The sequence below is a fragment of the Streptomyces smyrnaeus genome (assembly GCF_017676345.1).
Lineage (GTDB): Bacteria > Actinomycetota > Actinomycetes > Streptomycetales > Streptomycetaceae > Streptomyces > Streptomyces smyrnaeus.
The window spans coordinates 1-23,488 of record NZ_JAFFZM010000002.1 but is presented as its reverse complement, the minus strand read 5'-3'; the positions used below and the strand labels follow the sequence as shown (position 1 = coordinate 23,488).

Here is a 23,488-nt window from a genome sequence, read left to right as displayed (position 1 = left end):
ACCGCACCGGGCGCCGGTCTCAGCCTTCGAGCAGCCGCTGCCCCACGTACTCGCCCTTGAGCGGACCGCCCGGCACGGCGAACAGCCCACTCGCCTCGTGTCGCAGGAAGCGCGAGAGCGCGTCCCCCCGGTCGAGCTTGCGCTGGACGGGCACGAAGCCGCGCAGCGGGTCGGCCTGCCAGGCCAGGAAGAGCAGCCCGGCGTCCGGCGCACCGTCGTCCCGGAAGCCGTCGTGGAAGGAGAACGGACGGCGCAGCATCGTCGCTCCACCGTTGCTCTGCGGAGCCGTCACCCGGATGTGTGCGTTCCCGGCGATCAGCGGCTGCCCGTCCCGGCCGAGCTTGTCCAGATCCGGGTCGGTGTGCTCGTGGCCGCCCGACAGCGGTGCTCCGTCGGACTTGCGGCGCCCTATGACCTTCTCCTGCTCGTGCAGCGAACGCTCGTCCCACTCGTCCAGCAGCATCCGGATACGCCGCTGCACCACATAGGAGCCACCGGCCATCCAGGAGGGCTCACCGGAGGCCGGAACGAAGATCTTCTCGGCGTCCTGCTTGTCGTCCGGATCGGGGTTGTTGGTGCCGTCCACCTGGCCCATCAGATTGCGCACCGTACGGGGTCGGTCGGTGGCACCGGGAGAGCGGTTGAAGCCGGTCATCTGCCAGCGCACCCGCGCGGTGCCCGCCGCCTCGCGCTGCAGGGCGCGCAGCGCGTGGAAGGCGACCAGCGCGTCGTCGGCGCCGATCTGCACCCACAGGTCGCCGTCCGAGCGCTTCTTGTCCAGCGCGTCCGCCGAGAAGTCCGGCAGCGGCGCGAGCTGCGTCGGCAGCCGGTCCTCCAGTCCGGTGCGGGTGAAGAACGTACGGCCGAAGCCGAACGTGACGGTCAGCGACGACGGTCCGGCGTCCAGTGCGATCCCGGTGTCCCGCTCGCCGTCCCTGGGCGGCTCGCCCGCCATCATCCGCCGAGCCGCGTCGGACCAGCGGCGCAGCAGTGCCGCGGCCTGCTTGCGGCCGGAGTCCGCGGCGAGGTCGAAGGCGAGCAGGTGTCCGTGCGCCTGCGCGGGCGTCGCGATGCCGGCCTGGTGCGTGCCGTGGAACGGCACGGTGGTGGACCCCAGCGTGCTCAGCGCGGTGGGCGGCTCCTCCTGGGCCGCCGAGTGCGCCCACGCGCCGCCCGCACCGCCCAGCGCCAGTCCCGCGGCGCCCGCAGCCGAGGCGGTGCCCAGCAGTCGACGGCGCGACAGCCGCACCGCCGCGGGGCGCTGCCCGCCCCGCGCGTCGGAGCCGCTGCCGGTCGCCGAGCCGCCGCTGCCGGTCTTCGCGGCGCCGTCCGCGCTCTTCGCGGTGCTCCGCGCGCTCTGCGTGTTCTTCGTGTTCTTCGGGCGGTTCGGGCTGTTCGTGCTCATGTCGTCGCTCGGTTCCGGCTCAGCCGATGGTGGCGGTGGTGGTCTTGGTGACCTGGTCGATGTCGGAAGTGCGAACGGTGATCGCGACCTTCCATTTTCCGGCCATGGGCAGCTGCAGCCCGGTGGCCTTCCAGTGGCCCTTCTCGCGCTCCACCGGTTTCAGCGGCACCGACAGCGGGCCGATGTCCTTGGCGGGCAGGGTGAAGGCGACCTTCACCTCGGGCGCCTCGACCGGCTTGCCGCTGGGGCCGGTCGTGCGCAGCTCCAGGCTGTTGTCTCCGCTGCTGCCCGGGTCGATCTCCAGCTCGGCGGTGCCCTTGCCGTCGGGGCCTCCGGTGTCGAACGGCACCTTCACATCCACCGGTCCACCGGGTGCGTTCCGTGCGGCGTCGGTCGCTGCGCGCACCTGCTCCTCGGTGCGGCCCGGTTCGGTGCCGGTCAGGGCCGTGGTGACCGCCAGCAGCACGACGGCGACGGCCGCCTCGGTCAGCACCGAGCGGCGCAGCCCGCTGCGCTGCGGGTCGGCCTCCCGCTCTTGACGTTCTCTCGCCGCGTCGGCGGCGGCCCGCTGCCGTGCCAGCTGTGCGGCGCGCACCGGATCGATGGTCCCGACCTGCTGGCCGGCCGGGGCCTCGGGGGCGCTCCGGGCGGACGTTCGGGCAGTGACGCCTTCCGGGCTGCGCCTTGCCGGCACGGTCGTCCCCCGGGCGGAAGCGGAAGCCGCTGCCGGAGATTCGGTCAACCGGGTCGTCCACCGTCGGGAGAACCAGCCCACGGACACCAGCACGCCGACCAGCAGGACCTTCACCATCAGCAACTGTCCGTACGAAGTGCCCGTCAGCGCACTCCAGGACCCCACCTGGCGCCACGACTGGTACAGCCCCGTCGCGGCCAGCACGGTCACACAGGTGAACGCCAGCCGCGAGAACCGCCGCACTGTCGTACCCGTGGGAGCAGGGCCCCAGCGCAGCAGGCAGAACAGCGCGGCGAGGCCGCCCAGCCACAGCGCGACCGCGAGCAGATGCAGCACGTCGACCGGCATCGCCACTCCGGCCTGGATACCGGTGGAGGCGTGTTCGGCCATCGCCCATGTCGCCGCGAGACCGGCCGCCACCACCGTGCCGCCCACGGACAGCCCGTAGCGCAGATCCCGCCGCTGCCGTGCGGCCTCCTGATGTGCTGCCTCCTCCCCGCCGCTGCGCGCGTACGCGCCGAAGAGCACCGAGACGAACAGCGCGGCCGCCGCGAGCAGCAGCAGCCGGGAGACCAGCGCGGCGCCCGGCTTGGTGGCCACCACGTCCTGGAGCGCGCCCAGGTCGAGGACATCGGCGAACCGTCCCGAACCGGTGTAGGGGCCGCGCAGCAGCAACAGCGCCAGCGTCGACGCCGCCAGAGTGGTCCAGCCGGTCACCGTCAGCCGCTGCACCGCCCGGGAGGAAGCCGCGCGCGGCGAGCACACCAGCACGAACGCAGCACCGCCGATCAGCAGCACGAAGCCCGCGTAGGCGGCGTACCGGCCGACCCCGTAGAGGGCACCCACCGTCCCGCCGCCCGCGTCCTTGTCCTGCTGCGGCACTGTCGCGCTCGTCTTGGACGGCTTGCCCACGGAGAAGGTGAACGCGCCCGAGACAGGGTGGCTGTCCGCGGAGACGGCCTGCCAGGCGACCGTGTAGGTGCCCTTGCCGAGCCCCGGCTTCAGCGAGACGGCGCGCTGCACCTTCCCCGCCGTGCCGGTGTCCCGGACCTTCCGGGTGTCGACCCGCTGCCCACGTGGGTCCAGCACCCGGATGGCACCGTCCGACATGGCCACGCCCTCGGAGAAGTCCAGCGTGACCTGCTCAGGCGCGCCGCGCACCACCGAGCCCTTCGCGGGATCGCTGCCCGTCAGCGCGGCGTGCGCCCCGGCCGGTCCCGCGGTCGCCAGCACTCCCAGCAGCGCGACGGCACCCGTGACGAGGGCGAGCAGCGCCCGGGTGGCGGTCGAGCGGGGAGCGGCCGAACGGGGAGCGGTTGCCGAACGGGGAGCGACGGAGCGGCCGACGGCGCGGTGGACAGCCGCGCGGAAGGGGACTCGGGTGGTGGACGGCACGCCTGCGAACCTCACTTCTTCGGTGTGTAGTTCGTCGCTTCGACGGGAGCCTTGACCGTGACGGCACCGGACCGCTCGAAGTGCAGTACGAAGGTGACCGTCTGGCCCTTGGCCGGCTTGCGCTCCAACTCCATGAGCATCAGGTGGTTGCCGCCGCGCTCCAGCCGGAGCGTGCCGTGGGCGGGCACGCGCAGGGACTTCACCTGCTGCATCTGCTGCTCGACGGTCTTGTGCATCTCCACCTTCCCCGCGACGTCGCTGGAGACGGAGGTCAGCTTGTCGGCCTGGCCGCCCCCGTTCCGTACGGTGAGGAAGCCGCCGGCCATCTCCTTCGTCGGCGGCTGCGGCACATAGGCGCCGCTGACCTTCAACTCGGGCCGGCCGTCGCTCTTGGTGGTGCTGTCCTTGTCGTCGGAGGACGAGCAGGCCCCCAGGGCGAGCACGAGCACCGCGCCGGTCGCCACGGCGGCGAGCGGACGGCGGTCGCTGCGGTTGCGGGGCCGGGCGCCGGGGCCGCCGGCGGCGAGGCGCCGGGCGGTCACGGGTTCTTCCCCTCGATGAGCTTGGGCAGGTCCTTCTCCAGGATCTCCGGCCCGGTGTTCTTCTCGGTGTACACGACGTGCGCCTTGTCGTCCTTGGGGGAGAAGACCAGCAGCTGGGCACCGTGGGTGGAGACGATGTCGCCGTTCTTCTTCTTGTACGAGGGCTGGACGCTGACGCCCACGGCACGCGCGCCCGCCTGGATGGTGTCGAAGTCGCCGGTCAGCCCGATGAAGGACGGGTCCTGGCCGTCCAGCCACTCCCCGAGCTCCTTGGGGGTGTCCCGCTTCGGGTCGGTGGTGACGAAGACGACCCGCAGCTTCTTCTGCTGCTCCTTGGGCAGCTTGGACTTGGCCATCGAGATGTTGCTCATGGTCAGCGGGCAGATGTCCGGGCAGTGGGTGTAGCCGAAGTACAGCAGGGTGGGGTGGCCCTTGGTCTCCTTGATCAGGTCGTAGCTCTTGCCGTGTGTGTCGGTGAGCTCCAGATCCGGCTTGGCGAAGGGCTGGTCGAGGACCGTTCCGCCCTTCTTCTCCGGCTTCTCGACCGTCGCCGGCTTGTCGGTGGCCTTGTCGCCGCCGGAGTCGGAGCCGCAGCCCGCCAGGGCGAGTGCGGCGGCCGTGGCGACGGCGGCGGCAGCGGCCTTTCTCATGGTGCGCATAGTGCTTGTCCGCATCGTGCAGTAGGGATCGTGCAGGGAGTGAGGGGCGGTGTGAGGGCGGTGGTGCGGGCGGGCGGCTGACGCCGGACCGCACCACCGCGAAGGAAGGTACGGCCCCGGGTCAGGCGGCGCGGCGGCGCCCCGCCAGGACACCGAAGGCGACGCCGGCGACACCGACGACGATGCCCACCACGCCCAGTACGCGCGCGGTGGTGTCGGAGGTGGACGCCGAGTCGCTGTCGGCGGCAGCCGCGGTCTTCTCGGTGCCCTTGGCGTCGTCCGCCGAGGAACCGGTGGCGGCGGCGCCGTCTCCGGAGTCGTCCGCGGTGAGCTTCAGTACGGGCGCCGGGTTCTCCGGCTCGGCCGCGCCTTCCTCGGGCTCCTCGATCCACCGGACGACATCGTCGTTGTCGTAGGTCTGCAGAGCCTTGAAGACCAACTGGTCCGCATCCTTCGGCAGTTGCCCCATGGAGACGGGGAACTGCTGGAACTGGCCCGGCTCGACCTTCCCGCCGCTCCAGGTGACCTTGGAGACGGCTTCGGTGATCTTCTCGCCGTGCATCTCGATCGGCTTGTCCAGCTTCTTCTTGTCGACCTTGATGTCCCAGCCGGGCACCGGCTGCGGCATCACGGAGGCCAGCGGATGATCCGTCGGGAAGGTGACCTCCAGCTTCACGGTGGAGGAGTCGTCCTTCTCGTTCGGCACCTTGAAGTTGACGGTGCTGTAGCCGCCCTTGGCCGCCTCCTTCGGGTCGACGCTGACGTGCGCCGAAGCGGGCCCCGCGACCAGCAGGACGGTACCGGCGGCGAGCGCGCAGGCGGTGGCGGCGCGGCGGTTGACGATCTTCATGAGCATGCTCCTGAGTGCCCTGTCGGCACAGGGCGAGTGAGACGAGTGACATGGCACGCCGGAGGCGGACGCGCGGGCGCGCGGCGGCCCGCACGGCGCCGCTGCCATCGCTGCGCCCCCACGTCCCCTTGAGCGAAGGGGAGGAGCCGGGGCAACTCGGTCTCAGCGAGCGTCGTGAGTTCGTCAGGCCGCGAGCGCGAAGGCGTCCGCCTGCTGCGCGGGCGGTCCGCGGCGGTGGACGGAGTGCTGGAGCAGCAGCGGCCGGGGCGCCGTCTCGTCGTCCGGCCGGTCGAGGCGGACCCGCACCACAGCCCGGGGCAGCAGCCCGGTGTGCAGCGCCCGGACGAGGGCCAGGGCGGTACGCAGGGCGAGCGCGGCCACCAGTTCCTCCGCCGCCGCAGCGGCGTCCGCCGACAGTCGCACCAGCCGCCACAGCGCGGCCTCGCCCCGCCGCAGCATCCAGCCGAGCAGCAGCGCGGCGCACAGGTGTCCGAGCAGCATCGGAATCTCGCACATGCCTGCCGCCGCCCGTGCGGCTTCGCGCAGGCAGTCGAGCGGGGAGTCGGGGAAGGGCGCCGCGGCGGCGGCCTGGTGTCCGGCGTGCGCGGCATGCTCGGCCGCACCACCCGCGCCGGTGCCCCCGGAGGTGGCCGTCTGCGGATCGAGGCCGGCGCGGACGACGACACGCCGCGCCTCGGCGTCGCTCATACCCGCCGCGCTGTCGTTGCACAGCAGCTTCCCGGCGAGCGCCTGCAGCCCTCCCGAGTCCGGACCCGAACCGGCACCGACGGCGGAGCCGGCTGCCGCCGTCGAATGCTGCCCACCGGCGCCCATCGAGAACACCAGGTGCAGAACGACCTGTCCCAGCGCGAGGAGCCCCGCGATGCCCGGCAGCGAGCGTTCCCGCCCGGCCAGCGCGACGGCGACGACGAAGACACAGCCGAAGCCCAGCGCGAGCGTGCCGAACGGCAGCACGGTGTCGGCGGCCAGTAGATGCCCCGCGGCGGACACGGTGACACAGACCGCGGCGAACACCGCGGCCCGTAGCAGTCTCAGATCCGCACCGGCAGTCATGGCCGCGCCATCATCTCACCGGCCTCCCAGCCCGCACACGGCAGGGCCACAACTGCTCCACCAGCACTCGACCGCCGTACTGGCGCACCGCGTCAGGTTGGCCGGTGCCCTCCGTCATCCAGGGGGCGCGCACCCCGCGTCGCGCTTCCGCCGCACCCGCACGCAGTGCCCCCGAGCTGCACATGGAGCTGCCCTCTTCCGCCGTACGGGGGTCATCGTGACGGCACCGCGTAGTGCTGGAACGCGCAGGCAATAGGTAATCCTGTGTCGAGCCGCATGGAGGGTGAGCATGAGCAGCCTGTGGTGGTCTCTCCGGCTACGGCGCGAAGCCGCCAGTGTGCCGCTCGCGCGGCAGCTCCTGCTGAGCTCGATGGCCTCGGCCGGAGCCGATCCGGACGTGGCCTACGACATGTGCCTCGCTCTGTCCGAGGCGTGCGCGAACGCGATCGAGCACGGCAGCACTGCGGGTGACATGGTCGGTGCGTACCGGGTCTCCGCGTATCTGGAGGGCAACCGTTGCCGTATCGAGGTGGCGGACACCGGGCCGGGTTTCCCCGCTGGCTACAGCCCGGCCCGCTGCCCGAACGAGGCGGAGAGCGGACGGGGCCTGTACCTGATCGAGTCACTGGCCGACCACGTACGGTTCCGCAACCGGCCGGGGCACGGCGGTGCGGTCGTCAGCTTCGACAAGGTTCTGGCCCGCCGCGACGGGCACCTCATGACAGCGTCCTGACGCTCCCCGAACGCCGCCGCTCGGAACGGTGCATGGCGTCCCACACCGCTCCGGCGCCGGGGGCAGCCTCATGCCTCCGCTGCAGCCGGTGGCGGCGGGGCCGGGTTCCGGTAGCGCAGCAGCAGCATGGCCGCGTCGTCGTGCAGCGGGGAGCGCACATGCTCCTGGATGTCCTGCCGTACGGCCTCCAGCGCGGCTTCCGGGTCGGGGTCCTTGAGCAGATGGGCCCGGTGGTCGAGCGGGTAGAAGAGGTTGTCGGGGTCGCGGGCCTCGGTGACGCCGTCGGTGTACAGCAGCAGTTGGTCTCCCGGGGCGAACCGCACCTCGTGCGGGCGCGGCGATTCGCTCCCGTGCAGGCCCAGCCCCAGCGGCAGGGAGCGCTGCGGCGGCTCGGCGAAGTACACACTGCCGTCCTGCCGGACCGCCAGTGGCGCCGGGTGCCCGAAATTCAGCAGTGTCGCACTGGTGGAGTGCGTGCCGTGCGGCACCTCGGCGAGCACCGCCGTCACGAACTTCTCTCCCAGCAGATGCCGGTCCAGGGCGCGCTCCAGGCGTGCGCCGACGGCCGGCAGGTCCGGTTCGTCGTAGGCGGCCTCGCGGAAGGCGCCCACCACCACTGCTGCCGTCTCCACCGCCTCCAGGCCCTTGCCCTGGACGTCACCGATGATGACGCGGACGCCGTTCGGCGAGGTGACCACCTCGTACAGGTCACCACCGATCCGTGCCTCGGCGACGGCCGAGGTGTAGGAGACGGCGACCCGCAGCTGCCCGGCGCTGCGCGGCACCGGGCGCAGCAGCACCCGCTGCGCGGCCTCCGCGATGGAACGCACGTTGGCCAGTTCGGCCTCGCGCTTCTGCCGCATCGCGGTCGCCAGCAGCGCCGCGATGGACACGCCCGCAACGGAGATCAGCGTCGCGTTGCCGCGCCGCTCGCCGAACTGTTCGTTGTAGAGGCTCAGCGCGATCGACAGCGCCATCGCCAGCGCGCCGACCAGTGCGGTGCGCCGCTTGCCACCGGTCAGACCGGCGAAGGCGGGCCCCAGCGCCATCATCGGCTGCAGCCCGATCTTGGGCCCGGCCGTCAGGTCGACGGCACCGACGATGCCCATGGCGAGGAAGGGAAACGCGGACAGCAGTCCGGTCCGCAACCGGGAGACCAAAGCGTGCTCTCTTCCTGAGGGTGACTTCGCTCAGCAGGCTCGTGCCGTGACGTCGTCTCCCGTCCTCGCCGCTGTGCTCGAACAGTTGTGACCTGCCGCCGGGCTCAGCCCCGCAGCTTCGCCATCCAGCTCTCCACGTCGGAACTGCTGCGCGGCAGTGCGGCGGAGAGGTTCCGGTTGCCGTCCTCGGTCACCAGGATGTCGTCCTCGATGCGCACCCCGATACCGCGGTACTCCTCGGGCACCGTCTCGTCGTCCGCCTGGAAGTACAGCCCGGGCTCCACCGTCAGGCACATGCCCGGCTCCAGTGTGCCCTCGGCGTACGTCTCCCGCCGGGCGACCGCGCAGTCGTGCACGTCCATGCCGAGCATGTGGCCGGTGCCGTGCAGCGTCCAGCGCCGCTGGAGGCCCAGCTCCAGCACGCGCTCGACCGGGCCCTCCACCAGGCCCCATTCGACCAGCTTGGTGGCGAGGACGCGCTGTGCCGCGTTGTGGAAGTCGAGGTACTTGGCGCCCGGCTTGACGGCGGCGATGCCCGCCTCCTGCGCCTCGTACACCGCGTCGTAGATCTTGCGCTGCAGCTCGGTGAAGCGGCCGTTGACGGGCAGGGTGCGGGTGACGTCGGCGGTGTAGAGGGTGTGCGTCTCCACGCCCGCGTCGAGCAGCAGCAGCTCGCCCGAACGCACCGGTCCGTCGTTGCGCATCCAGTGCAGTGTGGTGGCGTGCGGTCCGGCCGCGCAGATGGAGCCGTAGCCGACGTCGTTGCCCTCCACCCGGGCGCGCAGGAAGAACGTGCCTTCGATGTAGCGCTCGGAGGTGGCCTCGGCCTTGTCGAGGGAGCGTACGACGTCCTCGAAGCCGCGCACGGTCGAGTCGACGGCCTTCTGCAGCTCGCCGATCTCGAACCCGTCCTTGACCAGTCGCATTTCGGACAGGAAGCTCCGCAGCTCCTCGTCGCGCTCGGCGGTGACCTGGTCCGCCAGAGCGGCCTCGATCCCGGCGTCGTGGCCCCGCACGACCCGGACCGGGCCGCTCGCCCCGCGGAGCAGATCGGCGACCGTCCGCACATCGGCGCAGGGCAGGCCGTAGAGCTTCTCGCTCTCGGTGAGGCTGTGCCGGCGGCCGACCCACAGCTCACCCTGGCTGTCCAGCCAGAACTCGCCGTTCTCCCGGTCGGAGCGGGGCAGGAGGTAGAGCGTGGCGGTGTGGCCCTGCGCACCCGTGGGCTCCAGGACGAGCACACCGTCCTCCGTCTGGTTGCCGGAGAGGTAGGCGTATTCGACGGACGACCTGAAGGGGTACTCGGTGTCGTTGGACCGGGTCTTGAGGTTGCCCGCGGGGATGACCAGACGCTCGCCCGGGAAGCGCGCCGACAGCCGCTCGCGCCGCTCGGCGAGCTCGGCGGCCTGCGCGATCGGCTGCAGATCGTGCAGCTCGGTGTCTCCCCAGCCGGACTTCATGTTCTCCGCCAGCTCATCGGAGACGCCCGTGTACAGGCCGTTCTTCCGCTGCTTGATCGGCTGTTCGTCAGCGGCGTCTGCCACGTCTGCCTCCTCTTCGACGGATAAAACCACCTTCCATCGTATGGGTGGGGCGCGACTGGTCCACAGCTGTACGAATGTGATGTTCGGCTGTACGAACGTGATGTTCGGCGGGTGCCGCTTCGGATGCCCGCGTAGGGGAAGGGGCGGACAAAAGACCGGCGGGCGGTGCGCTCAGAAGCGGGCGGCCAGCAGGACGACGTCCTCGGGGTGGTCCGGCAGGTCGGCCAGCGGTCCGGGCAGCACCGTGCGCAGCACATGGTCGACGAGGGCGTCCGGGTCCTCCCGGGCCGCTCGCGGGGCCGCGGCGGCGGCCGAGCGCAGCCGGGCGAAGGCGCGGTCCATGGAGTGGCCGGTGCGGTGCAGCAGTCCGTCCGTGTAGCACAGAAGCGTTTCGCCTTCCTGCAGCACGATCTCGGCGCTCGGCGCCTCCCAGCAGGCCAGCATTCCCAGCGGCGCCGAGACGGCAGTCTCCACCGGCTCGATGCGCCGGGGGCCGACGATCAGCGGCGCGCAGTGCCCCGCTCCGGCCAGCAGAACCTTGCGGGTGGCGGGCTCGGCGTAGGCGAACAGCGCCGTCGCCGAGCAGGACGGTTCGGTCAGCCGCAGCAGCAGTTCCAGGTCGGACAGGACGGCGACGGGGTCCTCGCCCTCCATCACCGCATACGCGCGCAGGGAGGCCCGCAACCGCCCCATGGCGGCCACCGCGGCCGGGCCGCTGCCTGTGACACCGCCCACCGCGAGCCCCACGGCCCGGTCGGGCAACGGCAGCGCGTCGTACCAGTCCCCGCCGCCGCACCGGCCCGTACGGTGCCGCACCGCCAGCGACACACCGGGGACCCGGGGCAGCGTGCTGGGCAGCAGCTCCTCGCCGAGCGTGGCCATGTCGGCGCGGGTGCGGGCGAGTTCCCCCAGGCGGGCGCAGTGCTCGGTGGCGTGCCGCAGGTAGCTGCCGAGGAGCTCCCGCTGGCGGGGCGTCGGTTCGCCGGGCTCGTCGTAGAGCCAGACGGCGGCCCCCAGCCGGGTGCCGCACTCGGTGGTCAGCGGTACGGCGTAGGTGGCCGCGTAGCCGAGCCGGGCCGCGACCTCCCGGTGCCGGGGGGCGAGGTCCTGGTCGGCGGCGATGTCGGGGCAGGCGATGCCGGGCGCCGGGGCGGGTGCCGCCGGCGTGTCGGGCGTGGTCGGCAGCGCGTCGGGGGCGTCCGGCGCTGCGCTCCCGGCGACGCCGGTGTCATCCAGCCAGGCCGCCACGTCCGTCCGGTCTTCCGGGTCCGAAAGGCCCCCTGACGGGTTCGTCCGGTCCGGCCGGTTCCGCTCACCGCAGGCGGGGGCCGCGTCGAGGATGCGCGCGTACGCGGCGGAAGAGCGCGGGACGGTCTCGATCTGGCCCAGGTCGGCGCGGGCGAGGCCGAGACCGATGGTGCGTTCGGGGGCGCGGCCCGGAGTGGTGGAGGGCTCACTTCCGGGGTCGGTGCCGGGTTCGAGCGCGATCATGCCCCGGGGGGCGCCCAGCAGCGCGGAACCGGCGCGCAGGGTCTCGCGCAGCGCTGTGTCGAGGCTCTTGGTGCGCACAAGGCGCGTGGTCAGGTCGTGGAGCGAGGAGAGGTCGCAGATCCGGTTGCGGTCGGCCAGCGCGCTTTCGGTGTCCGTGGGCGCGGCCCGGGCCGACGGGTCCGCCGCCGTCGGATCGGCCGGGGCGGCGGCCGACGCCGTGGTGGCCGCGGAGCCCGAAGCTGTCGTGGACGCCGTGGGTGCCGCAGCGGAGGAGCCCGCTGCGGTTGTCGAGGTGCTCGAGGAAACCGCCGGTTGGATTCCAGCCACTTTCGGCAGGTGCGGGGAGGTCATGGGCGGCGGCTCAGGCTGCGGGTGAACTGTCCCAATAGCATCGCAAACCCCCATGTCATGCTGCTCCGCTATCAATGCCACTACATCTACACATGCCATTGGGGCATGTCCAGCACGTGCGCTGCAGTGCCGAGAATGTCCGGGGAGCGGGCCCACCTCACGGGGGCAGGCCGAGGTGTGGAAAGATTGGCGGAAAATCGCCCACGTGGCGTGCATACTGCTGTCGACTGAGGCCATTCGGCAGCGCGTTGGCACCGCCGTTGCGGGTACGGAACCCTGTGGGGAGTCATGGCGTCCTAGGGAGCAGCGGGCCCCGCCCCGCCCGCTTCTTGCGGGAGGGCACCAGTCGCAGGATTGCACCAGGCAGCACAGGCGCGGTACGAGCGGATTCTGGGGGGACCTCCTGGCTGCGGCCGGGCAGGTTCTCGGCGAGCAACGAGCAAGTACGAGCAGCATCGGCGCAGGTGGCAGTCCACAGCACGAACGCCATGCGTGCGCCACCCCCCGCCACGTTCCACGCTCGGACCGCACCATGATGCGCTGTTCGGCACGCACGGTCACCAAAGCTACACGTGGTGGATTGAGCTAGAGATCGGTCGGTACGGCCAGTTGGCGATGTTTGCTGTGTTTGCGTAGTAGCCGTTGTTCGGCGTTCACGGAAAGGAACGAGCGCTCATGCGCGAGATCCTCGGAAGGCGACGCTCCCTCCGGGCCTGGGCGCAGCTCCAGGGCCGACGGCTCTGGGCGCGGTCCGGACGGTACAACCACAGGTCATCGACGCGGAGCACGGCGCTGACTGCGGCCGGCGAGTGGCGGTGGCCGGTGGTACCCGGTGCCGCACTCGCGTCCGAGGGGACCCGAGGCGCGGCCGCCACCTGCGCGTGTCCCGACCCCGAGTGCGTGGTGCCGGGCGCACATCCGTTCGAACCCGTGCTGCTGGCCGCCACCACGGACCCGACGATGGTGCGCTGGTGGTGGGAGAACCGCCCGGACGCTCCCGTCATCCTCGCGACCGGAGGCTCCGCGCCCTGCGCGCTGAGCCTGCCGGCCGTCGCCGGGGCACGCGCGCTCGCGACGTTCGACCGCACCGGCGTCCGCGTCGGCCCGGTGATCGCCACGCCGACCCGTTTCTCCGTCCTGGTCGAGCCGTACGCCCTCGAAGAGCTCGGCGACCTGCTGTACGCCCAGGACTGGGTGCCCAGTTCGCTGCGGTTCCACGGTGACGGCGGCTACGTCGCGCTGCCCGGCTCGCTCACGGGTGCGGGCAAGGTCCGCTGGGAGCGGGAGCCCGAGCGCGGCGGCGAGGGGCGGCCGTGGCTGCCCCGGATGGAGACGCTGCTCGACGTCCTGGTCGAGGAGAGCGCGGCGACGCCGGGCAACGGGAGTCGGCTGGCCTACTGAGGCCGGCCCGCCGCCCCGGCGCCGGCCCACCCGGTGTCGGTCCCCGGCGCCGGACCACTGGGGCGGGGCAGGCTCGCGTTCACCCGTACGGGTAGGAGCCGACCGGAGTTATGGGGAAATCGGGACGCTGGTCGCACCGGCGGCCCCTTGACCCCGATATGTTCACCTCATCAGTCGGCCCGGTCCTCTCCCTCCTTCTCGTACGTGTCCCAGGTGGGTCCCTCATGCACCAGCCGCAAGAGCGCTCCTCCCGGCTCCGTGTGGTCACGCTCGCCAGTACGGTGGCGCTCGCCGTCGCACTGCCGCTGGCGGCGGCGGTGGCGGGGCAGGATGCCCGACTGGCGGCCGAGGCGTTCCGGGCCGCACAGCCCCGGCACAGCGACGACCACGCCCGCAGGGTCCACGACTCCCGGAGCCACGAATCCGGCGGTCACGAAACCGGCACGCGCTCTCCCGGCAGCGACTCCTGGACCGGCCACCCTTTTGAGCGCAGTCCGTCCGGGAGTCAGACCTCCGAGGACCGCCCGGGCAGGAGAGGACATCCGGCCTCCTCCTGCGGGCTGGAAATCGTCTCGCCCGAAGGGGTGGCGGCGCGCGCCTGCGTGTTGACGGAGGGCGGTGACAGCTGGGCCCGCGCGTACTACCGCAACCCCACCGGTGACCGGCTGCCCGTCGTTCTCACCCTGCATGGCCCCGATGGCTCGCTGGCCCGCGCGCACTGCACCCTGCGCGGCGATGGCGATCCAGGCATGTGTGAGACCCCTCGCGGCCGTAGTGCGAAGGCCACGGCGGGCAAGGACACGTACACGGCGGTGGCCGACGTTTCGTCAGCTGACGGGCGGAGAGTGCTGCGGGCCGAGAGCGACCGGCGACGCCACTGAGGCGGTAACTGGCCGAGCCGTGACGGGAGTTGACTGTGTGTCGCGAGGCCCCTCCGGAGCCGGGCACAAAAGAACCCGGTCGCTGGCGACGGGGGATGCACCAGCGACCGGGCTCTTAGAACGGTAACAAGAGATCGGCGGTTAGCAAATTCGATCGCCCAGATCCGGACGTCGATTTACCTGCGAGTAGGGCAAGTTGGGGTGCCAGTGTGACCGGAGTCACGGGCACGAGTCCTTCGCAAACCCCTCGCCGAATCCGCCGACAGCCTTCAGCTGAGGGTCACCTGACGGTTGGTGAGACCGTTGCGCGCCCTGCGCTCGTCCGCCGTCAGCGGAGCCGTCACCGCCAGCGCCTCGGCCAGCCGCTCGGCGAACGCGGCGGCGGGCTTCTCGCAGTCCTCCGACCTCATGCCCGACGGAAGGTCCCACACCGGCACGGTCAGGCCGTGGGCGCGGAAGGAGCCCACCAGCCGGGAGCCGTCGCCGTTGCCGGAGGCGTCACCCGGCTCGCCCAGCGCCGAGCCACCGGCCGCGTGCAGCCGTGCGAGGGCGTCCAGCAGCTGCTCCTCGGGGTGGGTCATCACCCAGCGCAGATGGTTCTTCTCGGGCGCCTCGCACCAGTAGGCGCCCTCCACACCCGAGAGCCGGGCCGTGGGGATCGCGGCCTCGTTGGCGCTCTCCAGCGAGGCGGCCACCTCACCGGCCGGCTGCTCGTCACCGTCCAGCCAGAACTCGAACCCCGAGTGCACCTGAGGGACGAACGGCGCGTCCAGGTCCAACAGGTCCTGGAGCCGGGGGCCGTCCGGCGCTGCCCGTCCCGCGTCGACGGGGGTGCCCGGCTCGGCGGCCAGCGCCCGGATCAGCGTGTCCGCCAGGTCGCGGCTGATGTCGCCGGACGCCGTGTCGTTCTGCAGCCCCAGCAGGACCTCACCGGTCTCGCGGCGCAGCGCGGGCCACGCCATCGGCAGCACCGTCGCGAGCGTCACTGCGGGGACGCCCTCGGGCAGCCCGTCCTTGAGCGTGAGACGCGCCGTGGCCGCCGGCACGAGCTCGCGCATCGCGACCCAGTCGCTCTCGTTCGGCAGCCCCTCGAACGGGCGGCGCACCAGTTCGGTGGCCGCCTGCGCGGCTGCCCTGCCGTGGCACGCCTTGTAGCGGCGGCCCGAACCGCAGGGGCACGGCTGCCGGGCTCCCACCACCGGGTAGCTTCCGGCGTCTGCCGCGCCCGCGGAGGTTCCGGCGGGCGCCGCGGCGGCTGTCTGGGGTCGGCGCTTCTTGGCCATACGAGCGGTTCTCCAGGTATGCGGCGGTGTGTGGGCGCCGCGATCCTAGTAGCTGTACGGTGCGCGTCGCTCCCTGTGCGGTGTGCTCCCCGCCGGCGGCCTCTCTCCTGCCGGGCGGTGGCCCGACCCCCGCCGTGTCCGTCGGCTACTTGAGCTCTTCCACCGAGGCGAGGTCGAATCCGCCGTTCGGTCCGCCGCTTCCGGCCCCGAGGTCGCCGTCCAGTTCGCCCTCGAAACCGTTGAGGCTCGCGGCGACCCGGCCGCTGAACGAGCTGTCCGGCCGCAGCACGGCCCAGACCGTCACCCCGGGTGGCTCGTTCGCGCTGGTGTCCGGCTCGGAGCGCACGCCCCAGTCGCGGGCGAGGGCGGAGATGATGGCGAGCCCTCTGCCGCCGCGTGCGGTGACGGAGGGCTTGGCCGGAAGTGGGCGGGTCGGACCGCCACCGTCCGTGACGGCGATGGTCACCTCACCCCGTGCATCCCTGCGCCACGACGCTCTGACGGTGTTGACCGGATTGCTCGCGCCGCCCGTGCCGTTCGCGCCGCCCGGTTCCTCGTGCAGGGGGCGTGCGTGTCGGCACGCGTTGCTGAGCAGTTCGGAAAGAATCAAGATCGCATCATCGACTACCGTTTCGGGCGCGCCACACGCGTGGAGTTCCTCGCGCATCCTGCGCCGCGCGGCGCGTACACCCGACGGACCATGGGGCACGGCCATGGTCGACGAAGTAGGCACCTCCTGTGCCACCACCAACGCCACCCCCGAGACCTCCTTTGCCCCACGCCATCCGGATGAATGCCCCAGCAGAGTGCGGCGGAAACCGGCCACCCCGCTTCTCTTGACGCACTCGCGTGTCTGCAATAAGCGCCGAGTGCGCCGGTGTACTCCGTTCCCCGGACGGCTCCCCGCCCGCCGGGGGCTTCGGCCTCACGAGTGCCGGGGGACTTCGGCGTCACGAGTGCCGGCGGACTTCGCTTCCGCGTACGGGGGTTTCAGCGCGCGTACGGGGGCTTCAGCGCCCGAGTTGGGCGCGGACCTGGCGGGGGCGGTTCGTGATGATCGCGTCCACGCCGAGCCGTACGCACAGCTCGACGTCCTCCGGCTCGTCGACCGTCCACACGTGCACCTCGTTGCCCGCGCGGTGCGCCCGCGCCACGTACTCCGGATGGGCGCGCAGGATGCGGATGCTCGGACCGGCGATGCGCACCCCGTGCGGCAGCCGGCCGTCGCGATGGCGGGGAAGGAGGAACTGCATCAAATAGACCGTCGGAATGTGCGGCGCGGCGGTGCGCACGCGCTGCAGGGAGCGCGCGGAGAAGCTCATGACGCGCACGGGTGTGCGAAGTCGGTGCCGGTCGAGGAGCTCCAGCAACCGCTCCTCCACCCGACCCGCCCAGCGGGTGGGGTGCTTGGTCTCGATGGCCAGTTCGACGGGGCGGGGCGCCTCGGCCACGAGGGTGAGCAGCCGGTCCAGGGTGAGGACGGAGGTGCGCTCGGGGTCCGCCGTACCAGGGTCCCCGGCGGATCCGGAACCTCCCGGCGCCCTCCCGAGGGCCCCCGATTCCCCGGCAGCGGTCGGCCTCGACGGCGTGCCCCGCCCAGGTGCCGCGACCGGCTCCGCCGTTCCGGCGCCTTCCGTGGTCCATGCGCGTTCCGCCGTTCCGGCGCGGGCGTCGGTCCGGTCGGTGTCCAGCGCGCTGTCCGGGGACTCGTACGGGTCGGCGTGCCGGTCCATCCACGAGCCGAAGTCGAGCGCGGCCAGGTCGGCGAGCTCCAGCGCCGAGACGGCACCGCGCCCGTTGGAGGTGCGGTTGACCCTGCGGTCGTGGACGCAGACGAGATGGCCGTCCGCGGTGAGCCGTACGTCGCACTCCAGGCCGTCGGCGCCTTCCTCGATGGCACGGCGGTAGGCGGCCAGCGTGTGTTCCGGTGCCGCCATGGAGGCACCGCGGTGGGCGATGACGGACGGGGGGCGGTCGAGACGGTGGCGCGACCCGGCGTCGATCTCGTTGCTCACCGGGTTATCGTGCCACCGCTCGGGGTGGGCACGCTGTGCAGGGCTCTACGGAGAGCTGCGCGGCCCCGTCCGCCGGCCGCCCGCTGCTGCCGCCGCCGGTCGGCTCCCGTCGGCGCTTTCGCTGCGGTCCGCTGCGGTCCGCTGCCGGTGCCGTCCTCCGGGGCTGTGGTTGCCGAAGGTTGCCGAGGTTGCCGAGGGGCGGTCCGGGCTGGGCGCGCCTAGGCTGGTTGCTGTGATCACGGTGTACAGGAGTGCGAGTGGTGGGGCGTGTGGGTGACGTCGCACCAACGGCGGCTCGTGCGCGCCCGACAGCGACCGGTGACCCTGACAGTGAGGGGAAATCCGGGGGTTCTGTCCGGTGTTGCTCCGATGTAAGGAAGAGGACGCGGACGCTCAGCGTCGGCTTACGCCCGTCTGACGTGTGATGGGAAAAGCTGTCCACGGATACCCGCATACGTGAACACACCCAGCCAGCCCTGCGATGTCGTGTACCTGATGAGGAGTGAGCTGTGAGCACCGAGAACGAGGGCGCTGCCGTGACGCCTGCGGCGGGGCCGGGTCCCACGCCCCCGGCGCCGGCCCGGGCCCCGTCAACCGGCGCCCCGACGAGCCGCGAGGACGGCGACTTCTCGCTGCCCTCCCCTGACTCATCCGCCTCCCCCTCCACCTCGACCGACGCCGCCCCTGCCGCCGCTCCGGCCGCCACTGCGACCGTCGCCGACCGTACGCAGAATGGTCCGGACGTCCAGGACACGGTCGTATCGCCGAGGGAGCCCGCGGGGGACACGCTGGTGCAGTCGCCCCAGGGCGGTACAGGCGCGGCGCCCAGGGAGCCGGAGAGCACGGGGCCGGAGAGCACGGGTGAGGAGCCGACGGTCGTCGCACCGCCGCAGCCCCCGTCGGCACCGGCCGCCCCCGCCGTGTCCGATGCCCCACCCGCCCCAGGGACACCGCCCGCCTCCGGTGCTCCGGCCGTCGCGACGACGGACCCGGGCGGGCCGGGGCGGTCCGGTGACGACGCCGGCGCCGGGTCGGGTGCGGGCGCGGGGCCGGGTGACGGCGGCACGGGACACTCCGGCGGCTGGGGCCAGGACGGCGCGGGCAACCAGACGCCGCCGCCTCCGCCCCCGCCCCCGTACGGCGGTGGCCCCGGCGGTCCGGCAGGCCCCGGCGGTCCGGCGGGGCCCGGTGGCCCGGGCGGCGGCGGGATGCCGCCGTACGACCCCTGGGGGATGCCGGCAGGCCCGTCCGGCCCCGGGCCGGACGGCAGGAAGCGCCGCAGCGGGCTGCTCGTCGGCGTCCTCGTCGCCGCGCTGGTCGCGGGCGGCATCGGCGGTGGAATCGGCTTCTGGGCGGCCGACCGCAGCGACGGCGGTTCGACGACGATCAGCTCCTCCGCCGACCCGGAGAAGCTGAACCGCTCGCCCAGGTCGGTCGCGGGGATAGCCGCCAAGGCGCTGCCGAGCGTCGTGACGATCCGCTCCTCGGGCGGCGGCGAAGAGGGCACCGGCACCGGCTTCGTCTTCGACAAGGAAGGCCACATCCTCACCAACAACCACGTGGTGGCCAACGGTGCGCAGGGCGGCAAGCTGACGGCGACCTTCTCCGACGGCAAGAAGTACGACGCACACGTCGTCGGCAAGGCGCAGGGCTACGACGTCGCCGTGCTCAAACTGAGCGGCGCCGGCGACCGGAAGCTGGACCCGCTGCCGATCGCCGACTCCAACGAAGTGGCCGTCGGTGACGCGACGATCGCCATCGGCGCCCCGTTCGGCCTCTCGGGCACGGTCACCACCGGCATCGTCAGCGCGAAGAACCGTCCGGTGGCCTCCAGCGACGGCCAGGGCAGCCAGGCGTCGTACATGAGTGCGCTGCAGACGGACGCCTCGATCAACCCCGGCAACTCGGGCGGCCCGCTGCTGAACGCCCAGGGCGCGGTCATCGGTGTCAATTCGGCGATCCAGCCGGGCGGTGGCGGCGGCGGTCTCGAAGGCGGCCAGTCCGGCAGCGTCGGCCTGGGCTTCGCGATCCCCTCCAACCAGGCCAAGCGTGTGGCGGAGCAGCTCATCAAGACCGGTCAGCCCGTCTACCCGGTGATCGGCGCGACCGTGCAGCTGGGCGGCGGCGGCAAGGGCGCCGTCATCTCCAACACCGGCGAGGGCGGTTCCGAGCCGATCACCCCGGGCGGCCCCGCGGACAAGGCGGGCCTCAAGCCCGGCGATGTCATCACCAAGCTCGACGACACGTTGATCGACAGCGGTCCCACCCTCATCGGCACCATCTGGACCCACAAACCGGGCGAAGAGGTCGAACTCACCTATGAGCGCGACGGCAAGGAGAAGACCGTCGAGGTGACCCTCGGCTCCCGCAAGGGCGACGACTGACCACACGCTAGGCTGTCCCCGCGCCGTCAGCAGACGACGCGGGGAGGCGTGCCCGAGCGGCCGAAGGGAGCGGTCTTGAAAACCGTAGAGGTGGCAACACCTCCGTGGGTTCAAATCCCACCGCCTCCGCACTGACGGTAAAGCCGCAGGTGAAAGGGGTGCCGCGCACTGCGCGACACCCCTTCGTCATTCGAACAGTCTCACGATTTCTCGCCGGTGTCTCATGTTCGGTCAGTTCGTGTCCCCCAGGCGTGCCCCAGGGAGAGCGGCGAGCTGCGGCTATTCGTCCTGGTCAGGGGGCTGTTCTTCCTCGTCTGGTGGCGGTGGAAGCTCGCCCAGGGCCTTGTCGATCAGTTCGTTCGAGTGGTCCTGTCGGCCTGTGAGGATCTTCGCGTAGACGCGGTAGAGGACGGCGAGGCTGTGGCCGGCCCTTCGGGCTACCTCCGTCGGCTCTACGCCTGCTGTGATCCACAAGGACACTCCGGCATGACGCAGGGAGTACGGGACTTCAGCGAGAGGCGTTTTGGCGTCCTCCGGGCTGAGGACTTCGTGCCGGGCCTTGTGCCAGACCTCGCAGTATTCAGTGAGCGGACGCGTCCGCCGCGGGCGGCACGGAAGACGCGGCCGTCATCTGCGGCGCCATAGGTGTCGAGGTGTCCTCGGAGCAAGGCGACCAGTACAGGAGGATGGGCACCGGACGGGTTGTCTTTCGCGCGCGTTCAGGCGGGTACACGCTTCCAGGCGCTCTTTCTCGAGCCCAACGGTCGCTACATAGCCGACCGTGAGCGAGAGGAGGGCTACCCCGAAGGGCAGTTGTCGGCCTTGACGGCGCTGAACATCGCGATCCTCAAAGAGCGCGTCGTCGGAGAGCTGTCCGAAGAAGCGGCTGGCCGTGTGGAGATCGGCGTTTATGACGAGCCGATCCGGTTCAACCTCACCCTGATCGACAAGCAGATGTGCGTCGCCCAGCCGTATCTCCCGGAGACCCGGGGCGTCGATTCGCCGGTCTTCCTGGTGCGCAAGCGCCGAGCGGTCGGTGGCCTTTACTCGACCTTTGACCAGATCTTCACCAGCATGTGGGAAAGGCGGACCACCGAATGACCGACCTCGCCGCGCTTCTCGAAGTCGCCGACCGAGCCGTCGACCAGGCCGCCGAGCTGGTGACCACCATGTCGCTCGGCAAGGTCACCGCGAAGGGTGACCGGGACACCGTCTCGGAGATCGACCTTGCGGTCGAAGAGAAGCTGCGGACCTTCTTGCTCGCCGAGACGCCGGAGATCGGCTTTCTTGGAGAGGAGCACGGCGCCAGCAATGAGGCGGGTGGCGCCCTCACTTGGTCCTTGGGCCCTGTCGACAGCACCGCGAACTTGGTCAACGGCATGCCGTTGTGCGGGGTCTCGCTGGGGTTGGTCGAGGGGAACCGCTCGGTGCTGGGCGTGATCGACCTTCCGTTCCTGGGCGAGCGCTACCGGGGTGCGGCAGGACAGGGGGCCTTCCGCGGCGAGGAGCGAATCTCTCCTCGCCGCACTACGTCACTGAAGGACGCCATCGTCGCCATCGGCGACTACGCCGTCGGCCACAACGCGGAGAACCGCAACGCCCCCCGTCTCGCGCTGACCAACCTCCTGGCCACCCGCGCCATGCGCGTCCGCATGCTCGGTTCCGCAGCAACCGACCTTGCCTGGGTTGCCGCAGACCGCCTTGATGCCTCGATCGCCTTGAGCAATCACCTGTGGGATACGGCAGCGGGAACGGCAATCGCCAGGGAGGCCGGCGCCAGGGTGGTGGACTGGGACGGGACGCCTCACACGGCGATGTCGACGGCGACAGTGGTGTGTGCGCCGAGTATCGCCGATGAGGTTGCCCGGATTGTGAAAGCCGCGCACGAGGAAGGCTTTGAACTATTCTGATACCAGCACTTCACTATGATATTTGGTGAGCGAGCTTCCGAAGCTGAGGCGACGACATTCAGGTGGACGGGCGGCAGAATCTTCCATGTTGTCTCCGTTGCGCTCAACTCGCGGGATGCATGAGCACTGTTCCCTTCCTCTAATGAACAAGAGGATGGGTGGAGAGTGCTCGACCCATGGCTGGGTCGCAGTCTATTCAGATAGCTTTAGCTGGATAGGTCGAGGGGTGATTTCACCTCGCTGGAGGCGAAGCGCCTTCACTGGCCTCTTTGCGACCCACGCATTCCAAGCCTTGATGTATAGGCCGATTTGACTTCTAGTGTCAGTTCGTCGTCGCGATGCTCCTCCACGCAATTGGTTCATTACCTTGATGAGCGCTAGCCGAGGGTCCGTGGGGCCCAAATTAGCACCAGAGGCTAGCCCTCCTAGCCATTCGCCGGTAGGTGTGTCTGGTGCAGCTTCAGTAGTCAGAAAGTAACCGACAGCGCCAGCAGTGGGGATCATTCCCAGGTTTTGGCAAAGCTGTCGACCTACACGAGCGGCGATTCGAAACTCTTCCTGTTGAGCATCGAACAATTCCAGTAGCCGCATGTTGGTGATGCGCGAGCTAGACCCTACCCACGAGCCTGAGGGTGAGGTCTTCATGAGGTGGATATGACGTACCGTTGAGGCGAGGAGAGTCGGGTCACGTTCATTCTTCAGTGACAAAACATCGCCGCCGCTGCGCCTTTTTCCTGTATCGAGAACTGAGAAGGTGTCGGCTGGGATGTTCTCGAAAACGAGCATTTTCACGGGAATCCCGGCCATCACGATGGCCTTGAGTCGATGCTGGCCATCCAACAATTGGCCATCTTCTACCGAGCCATTCAACGCAATGCCTTGGTGTGTGAGTTGGAAATTTCCTGCCTTGATCTCTGCGGAAAGCTGGGCCACGAGCGCTCGATCTGTTGGTCGATTGGCCTGATTCCGACCGAGGAGGTCTTTCGCGAGTTCAGGAGTTACCAACATGAGTCGAGGTGTGTATGCATCTAGTTCGTTTGAGGCGTTGTGAATCACGACGACCATATTGACGGTAACTGTGCTCTGAGTAGTCCTCGTGCCAGGGTTCTTCCACTGAAAGAGTGACGTGTTGGATGTCATGTAACTGGACCAAATGGAGCAAAATAGGAAATTGAGAGGTTGCATCAAGGGGCTGCTTGACCCCCAGTGTGCTGCTCCTCGCTTCGGGGTCAGTGCCTTTGGATTGCTTGACACCAATAGTTCGTCATCAGTCCAACTGCTGCTGCATAGGGGCTGGCGGATCCAGGCCGATGTGAACGGGAGCTGGGCCGGGTAGTGAGCATCGAGCGTGGACGCGCCATCTCGGAGGGGTTGAAGAAGGTGCTCCGGGGACGTTCCGCTAGGGGTTGGCGCTTCCGCTGTCATGGTGCGAGCCCAAAGGCGCCTTGGCCTCAACGGGCCTTCGTAGGGCTCTCTCCCCCTTATGTCCCCCAAGTTCCTCCCCAGGCGCCTGCGCTTCACCATCCACCCAGGTCAACGCGCCGCACCCCCGTGGCCCATGACCCTCTTGAAAACCGTAGAGGTGGCAACACCTCCGTGGGTTCAAATCCCACCGCCTCCGCACATGCGGTAGCACCGCAGGAGCACTGCGGGCAGCGCGAACGCCGCAACAGCAGCAAAAGAAACAGCAGCAGTAGCAGCAAAGAAGCAGCAGAG

The 23,488-nt window shown here is 70.6% G+C and carries 20 protein-coding genes and 1 tRNA gene; 7 read left to right on the top strand and 14 right to left on the bottom strand.

From position 1 onward, the window contains the following. Nucleotides 1-19: 19 nt before the first annotated feature. The 6 genes from efeB to JW613_RS03540 all read right to left on the bottom strand — a co-directional run bounded on the left by efeB (nt 20) and on the right by JW613_RS03540 (nt 6,619). Entirely contained in the window at nt 20-1,405 is a 1,386-nt protein-coding gene (gene efeB / locus JW613_RS03565; protein ID WP_209209262.1) for an iron uptake transporter deferrochelatase/peroxidase subunit, read from the bottom strand. Between the two features lie 19 nt (nt 1,406-1,424). Next, nucleotides 1,425-3,371, bottom strand: coding sequence for a copper resistance protein CopC (locus JW613_RS03560; RefSeq protein WP_245225047.1), 1,947 nt, complete (start codon nt 3,369-3,371; stop codon nt 1,425-1,427). 134 nt (nt 3,372-3,505) lie between these two features. Continuing rightward, complete coding sequence (locus tag JW613_RS03555) at nt 3,506-4,036, bottom strand: copper chaperone PCu(A)C (RefSeq protein WP_209209260.1); 531 nt, start codon at nt 4,034-4,036, stop codon at nt 3,506-3,508. Beyond that, entirely contained in the window at nt 4,033-4,695 is a 663-nt protein-coding gene (locus tag JW613_RS03550; protein WP_209209259.1) for an SCO family protein, read from the bottom strand. Before JW613_RS03550 ends, JW613_RS03555 begins: the two co-directional genes overlap by 4 nt. Before the next feature lie 121 nt (nt 4,696-4,816). Then, on the bottom strand, nt 4,817-5,545 hold the full coding sequence (locus tag JW613_RS03545; protein WP_209209258.1) for a YcnI family copper-binding membrane protein: 729 nt from the start codon (nt 5,543-5,545) through the stop codon (nt 4,817-4,819). Nucleotides 5,546-5,728: 183 nt separating this feature from the next. Beyond that, nucleotides 5,729-6,619 carry a hypothetical protein gene (locus JW613_RS03540; RefSeq protein WP_209209257.1) on the bottom strand — a complete coding sequence of 297 codons (891 nt, stop codon included), beginning with the start codon at nt 6,617-6,619 and terminating at the stop codon, nt 5,729-5,731. Between the two features lie 289 nt (nt 6,620-6,908). Here JW613_RS03540 and JW613_RS03535 point away from each other — a divergent pair, with 289 nt between their 5' ends. Then, complete coding sequence (locus tag JW613_RS03535; protein ID WP_099882664.1) at nt 6,909-7,352, top strand: ATP-binding protein; 444 nt, start codon at nt 6,909-6,911, stop codon at nt 7,350-7,352. Nucleotides 7,353-7,420: 68 nt separating this feature from the next. Here the strand turns inward: JW613_RS03535 and JW613_RS03530 are convergent, their stop codons facing one another. The 3 genes from JW613_RS03530 to JW613_RS03520 form a co-directional block, all read right to left on the bottom strand. Further along, the gene (locus JW613_RS03530) at nt 7,421-8,461 is read right to left on the bottom strand and encodes a PP2C family protein-serine/threonine phosphatase (RefSeq protein WP_245225045.1); all 1,041 of its coding nucleotides are present in this window, start codon (nt 8,459-8,461) and stop codon (nt 7,421-7,423) included. Between the two features lie 155 nt (nt 8,462-8,616). Beyond that, nucleotides 8,617-10,056 (bottom strand): aminopeptidase P family protein, encoded by a 1,440-nt coding sequence (locus JW613_RS03525; protein WP_209209255.1) that lies wholly within the window; start codon nt 10,054-10,056, stop codon nt 8,617-8,619. Between the two features lie 171 nt (nt 10,057-10,227). Beyond that, nucleotides 10,228-11,898 carry a PP2C family protein-serine/threonine phosphatase gene (locus JW613_RS03520; protein ID WP_209209254.1) on the bottom strand — a complete coding sequence of 557 codons (1,671 nt, stop codon included), beginning with the start codon at nt 11,896-11,898 and terminating at the stop codon, nt 10,228-10,230. Between the two features lie 675 nt (nt 11,899-12,573). On the opposite strand from JW613_RS03520, the gene JW613_RS03515 reads away from it, so the two are divergent. Together JW613_RS03515 and JW613_RS03510 are read left to right on the top strand one after the other, a co-directional pair. Further along, on the top strand, nt 12,574-13,299 hold the full coding sequence (locus tag JW613_RS03515) for a bifunctional DNA primase/polymerase (RefSeq protein WP_209209253.1): 726 nt from the start codon (nt 12,574-12,576) through the stop codon (nt 13,297-13,299). 224 nt (nt 13,300-13,523) lie between these two features. Continuing rightward, nucleotides 13,524-14,180: a hypothetical protein gene (locus JW613_RS03510; protein WP_209209252.1), complete on the top strand. Its 657-nt coding sequence runs from the start codon at nt 13,524-13,526 to the stop codon at nt 14,178-14,180. A 269-nt stretch (nt 14,181-14,449) separates the two neighbouring features. Here the strand turns inward: JW613_RS03510 and JW613_RS03505 are convergent, their stop codons facing one another. The 3 genes from JW613_RS03505 to JW613_RS03495 form a co-directional block, all read right to left on the bottom strand. Continuing rightward, complete coding sequence (locus tag JW613_RS03505; RefSeq protein WP_209209251.1) at nt 14,450-15,463, bottom strand: DUF5926 family protein; 1,014 nt, start codon at nt 15,461-15,463, stop codon at nt 14,450-14,452. A 145-nt stretch (nt 15,464-15,608) separates the two neighbouring features. After that, entirely contained in the window at nt 15,609-16,130 is a 522-nt protein-coding gene (locus JW613_RS03500; RefSeq protein WP_372447907.1) for an ATP-binding protein, read from the bottom strand. A 343-nt stretch (nt 16,131-16,473) separates the two neighbouring features. Next, the gene (locus tag JW613_RS03495) at nt 16,474-17,478 is read right to left on the bottom strand and encodes a glycerophosphodiester phosphodiesterase family protein (RefSeq protein ID WP_209209250.1); all 1,005 of its coding nucleotides are present in this window, start codon (nt 17,476-17,478) and stop codon (nt 16,474-16,476) included. Between the two features lie 509 nt (nt 17,479-17,987). Between JW613_RS03495 and JW613_RS03490 the strand changes: the two genes are divergently transcribed. Both JW613_RS03490 and JW613_RS03485 read left to right on the top strand, forming a co-directional pair. Continuing rightward, on the top strand, nt 17,988-19,862 hold the full coding sequence (locus JW613_RS03490; RefSeq protein ID WP_209209249.1) for a S1C family serine protease: 1,875 nt from the start codon (nt 17,988-17,990) through the stop codon (nt 19,860-19,862). A gap of 42 nt (nt 19,863-19,904) precedes the next feature. Beyond that, nucleotides 19,905-19,991 (top strand) — tRNA-Ser (locus JW613_RS03485). A gap of 150 nt (nt 19,992-20,141) precedes the next feature. On the opposite strand, the gene JW613_RS36275 is transcribed toward JW613_RS03485, so the two are convergent. After that, on the bottom strand, nt 20,142-20,336 hold the full coding sequence (locus tag JW613_RS36275) for an integrase (protein ID WP_209209248.1): 195 nt from the start codon (nt 20,334-20,336) through the stop codon (nt 20,142-20,144). A gap of 228 nt (nt 20,337-20,564) precedes the next feature. Here JW613_RS36275 and JW613_RS03475 point away from each other — a divergent pair, with 228 nt between their 5' ends. Next, on the top strand, nt 20,565-20,963 hold the full coding sequence (locus tag JW613_RS03475; protein WP_209209247.1) for a DUF5919 domain-containing protein: 399 nt from the start codon (nt 20,565-20,567) through the stop codon (nt 20,961-20,963). After that, nucleotides 20,960-21,772, top strand: coding sequence for an inositol monophosphatase family protein (locus tag JW613_RS03470; RefSeq protein ID WP_209209246.1), 813 nt, complete (start codon nt 20,960-20,962; stop codon nt 21,770-21,772). The genes JW613_RS03475 and JW613_RS03470 overlap by 4 nt, the downstream gene beginning before the upstream one ends. Before the next feature lie 192 nt (nt 21,773-21,964). Here the strand turns inward: JW613_RS03470 and JW613_RS03465 are convergent, their stop codons facing one another. Further along, nucleotides 21,965-22,828, bottom strand: a complete 864-nt coding sequence (locus tag JW613_RS03465) for a hypothetical protein (RefSeq protein ID WP_209209245.1) — start codon at nt 22,826-22,828, stop codon at nt 21,965-21,967. Nucleotides 22,829-23,488: the final 660 nt, after the last annotated feature.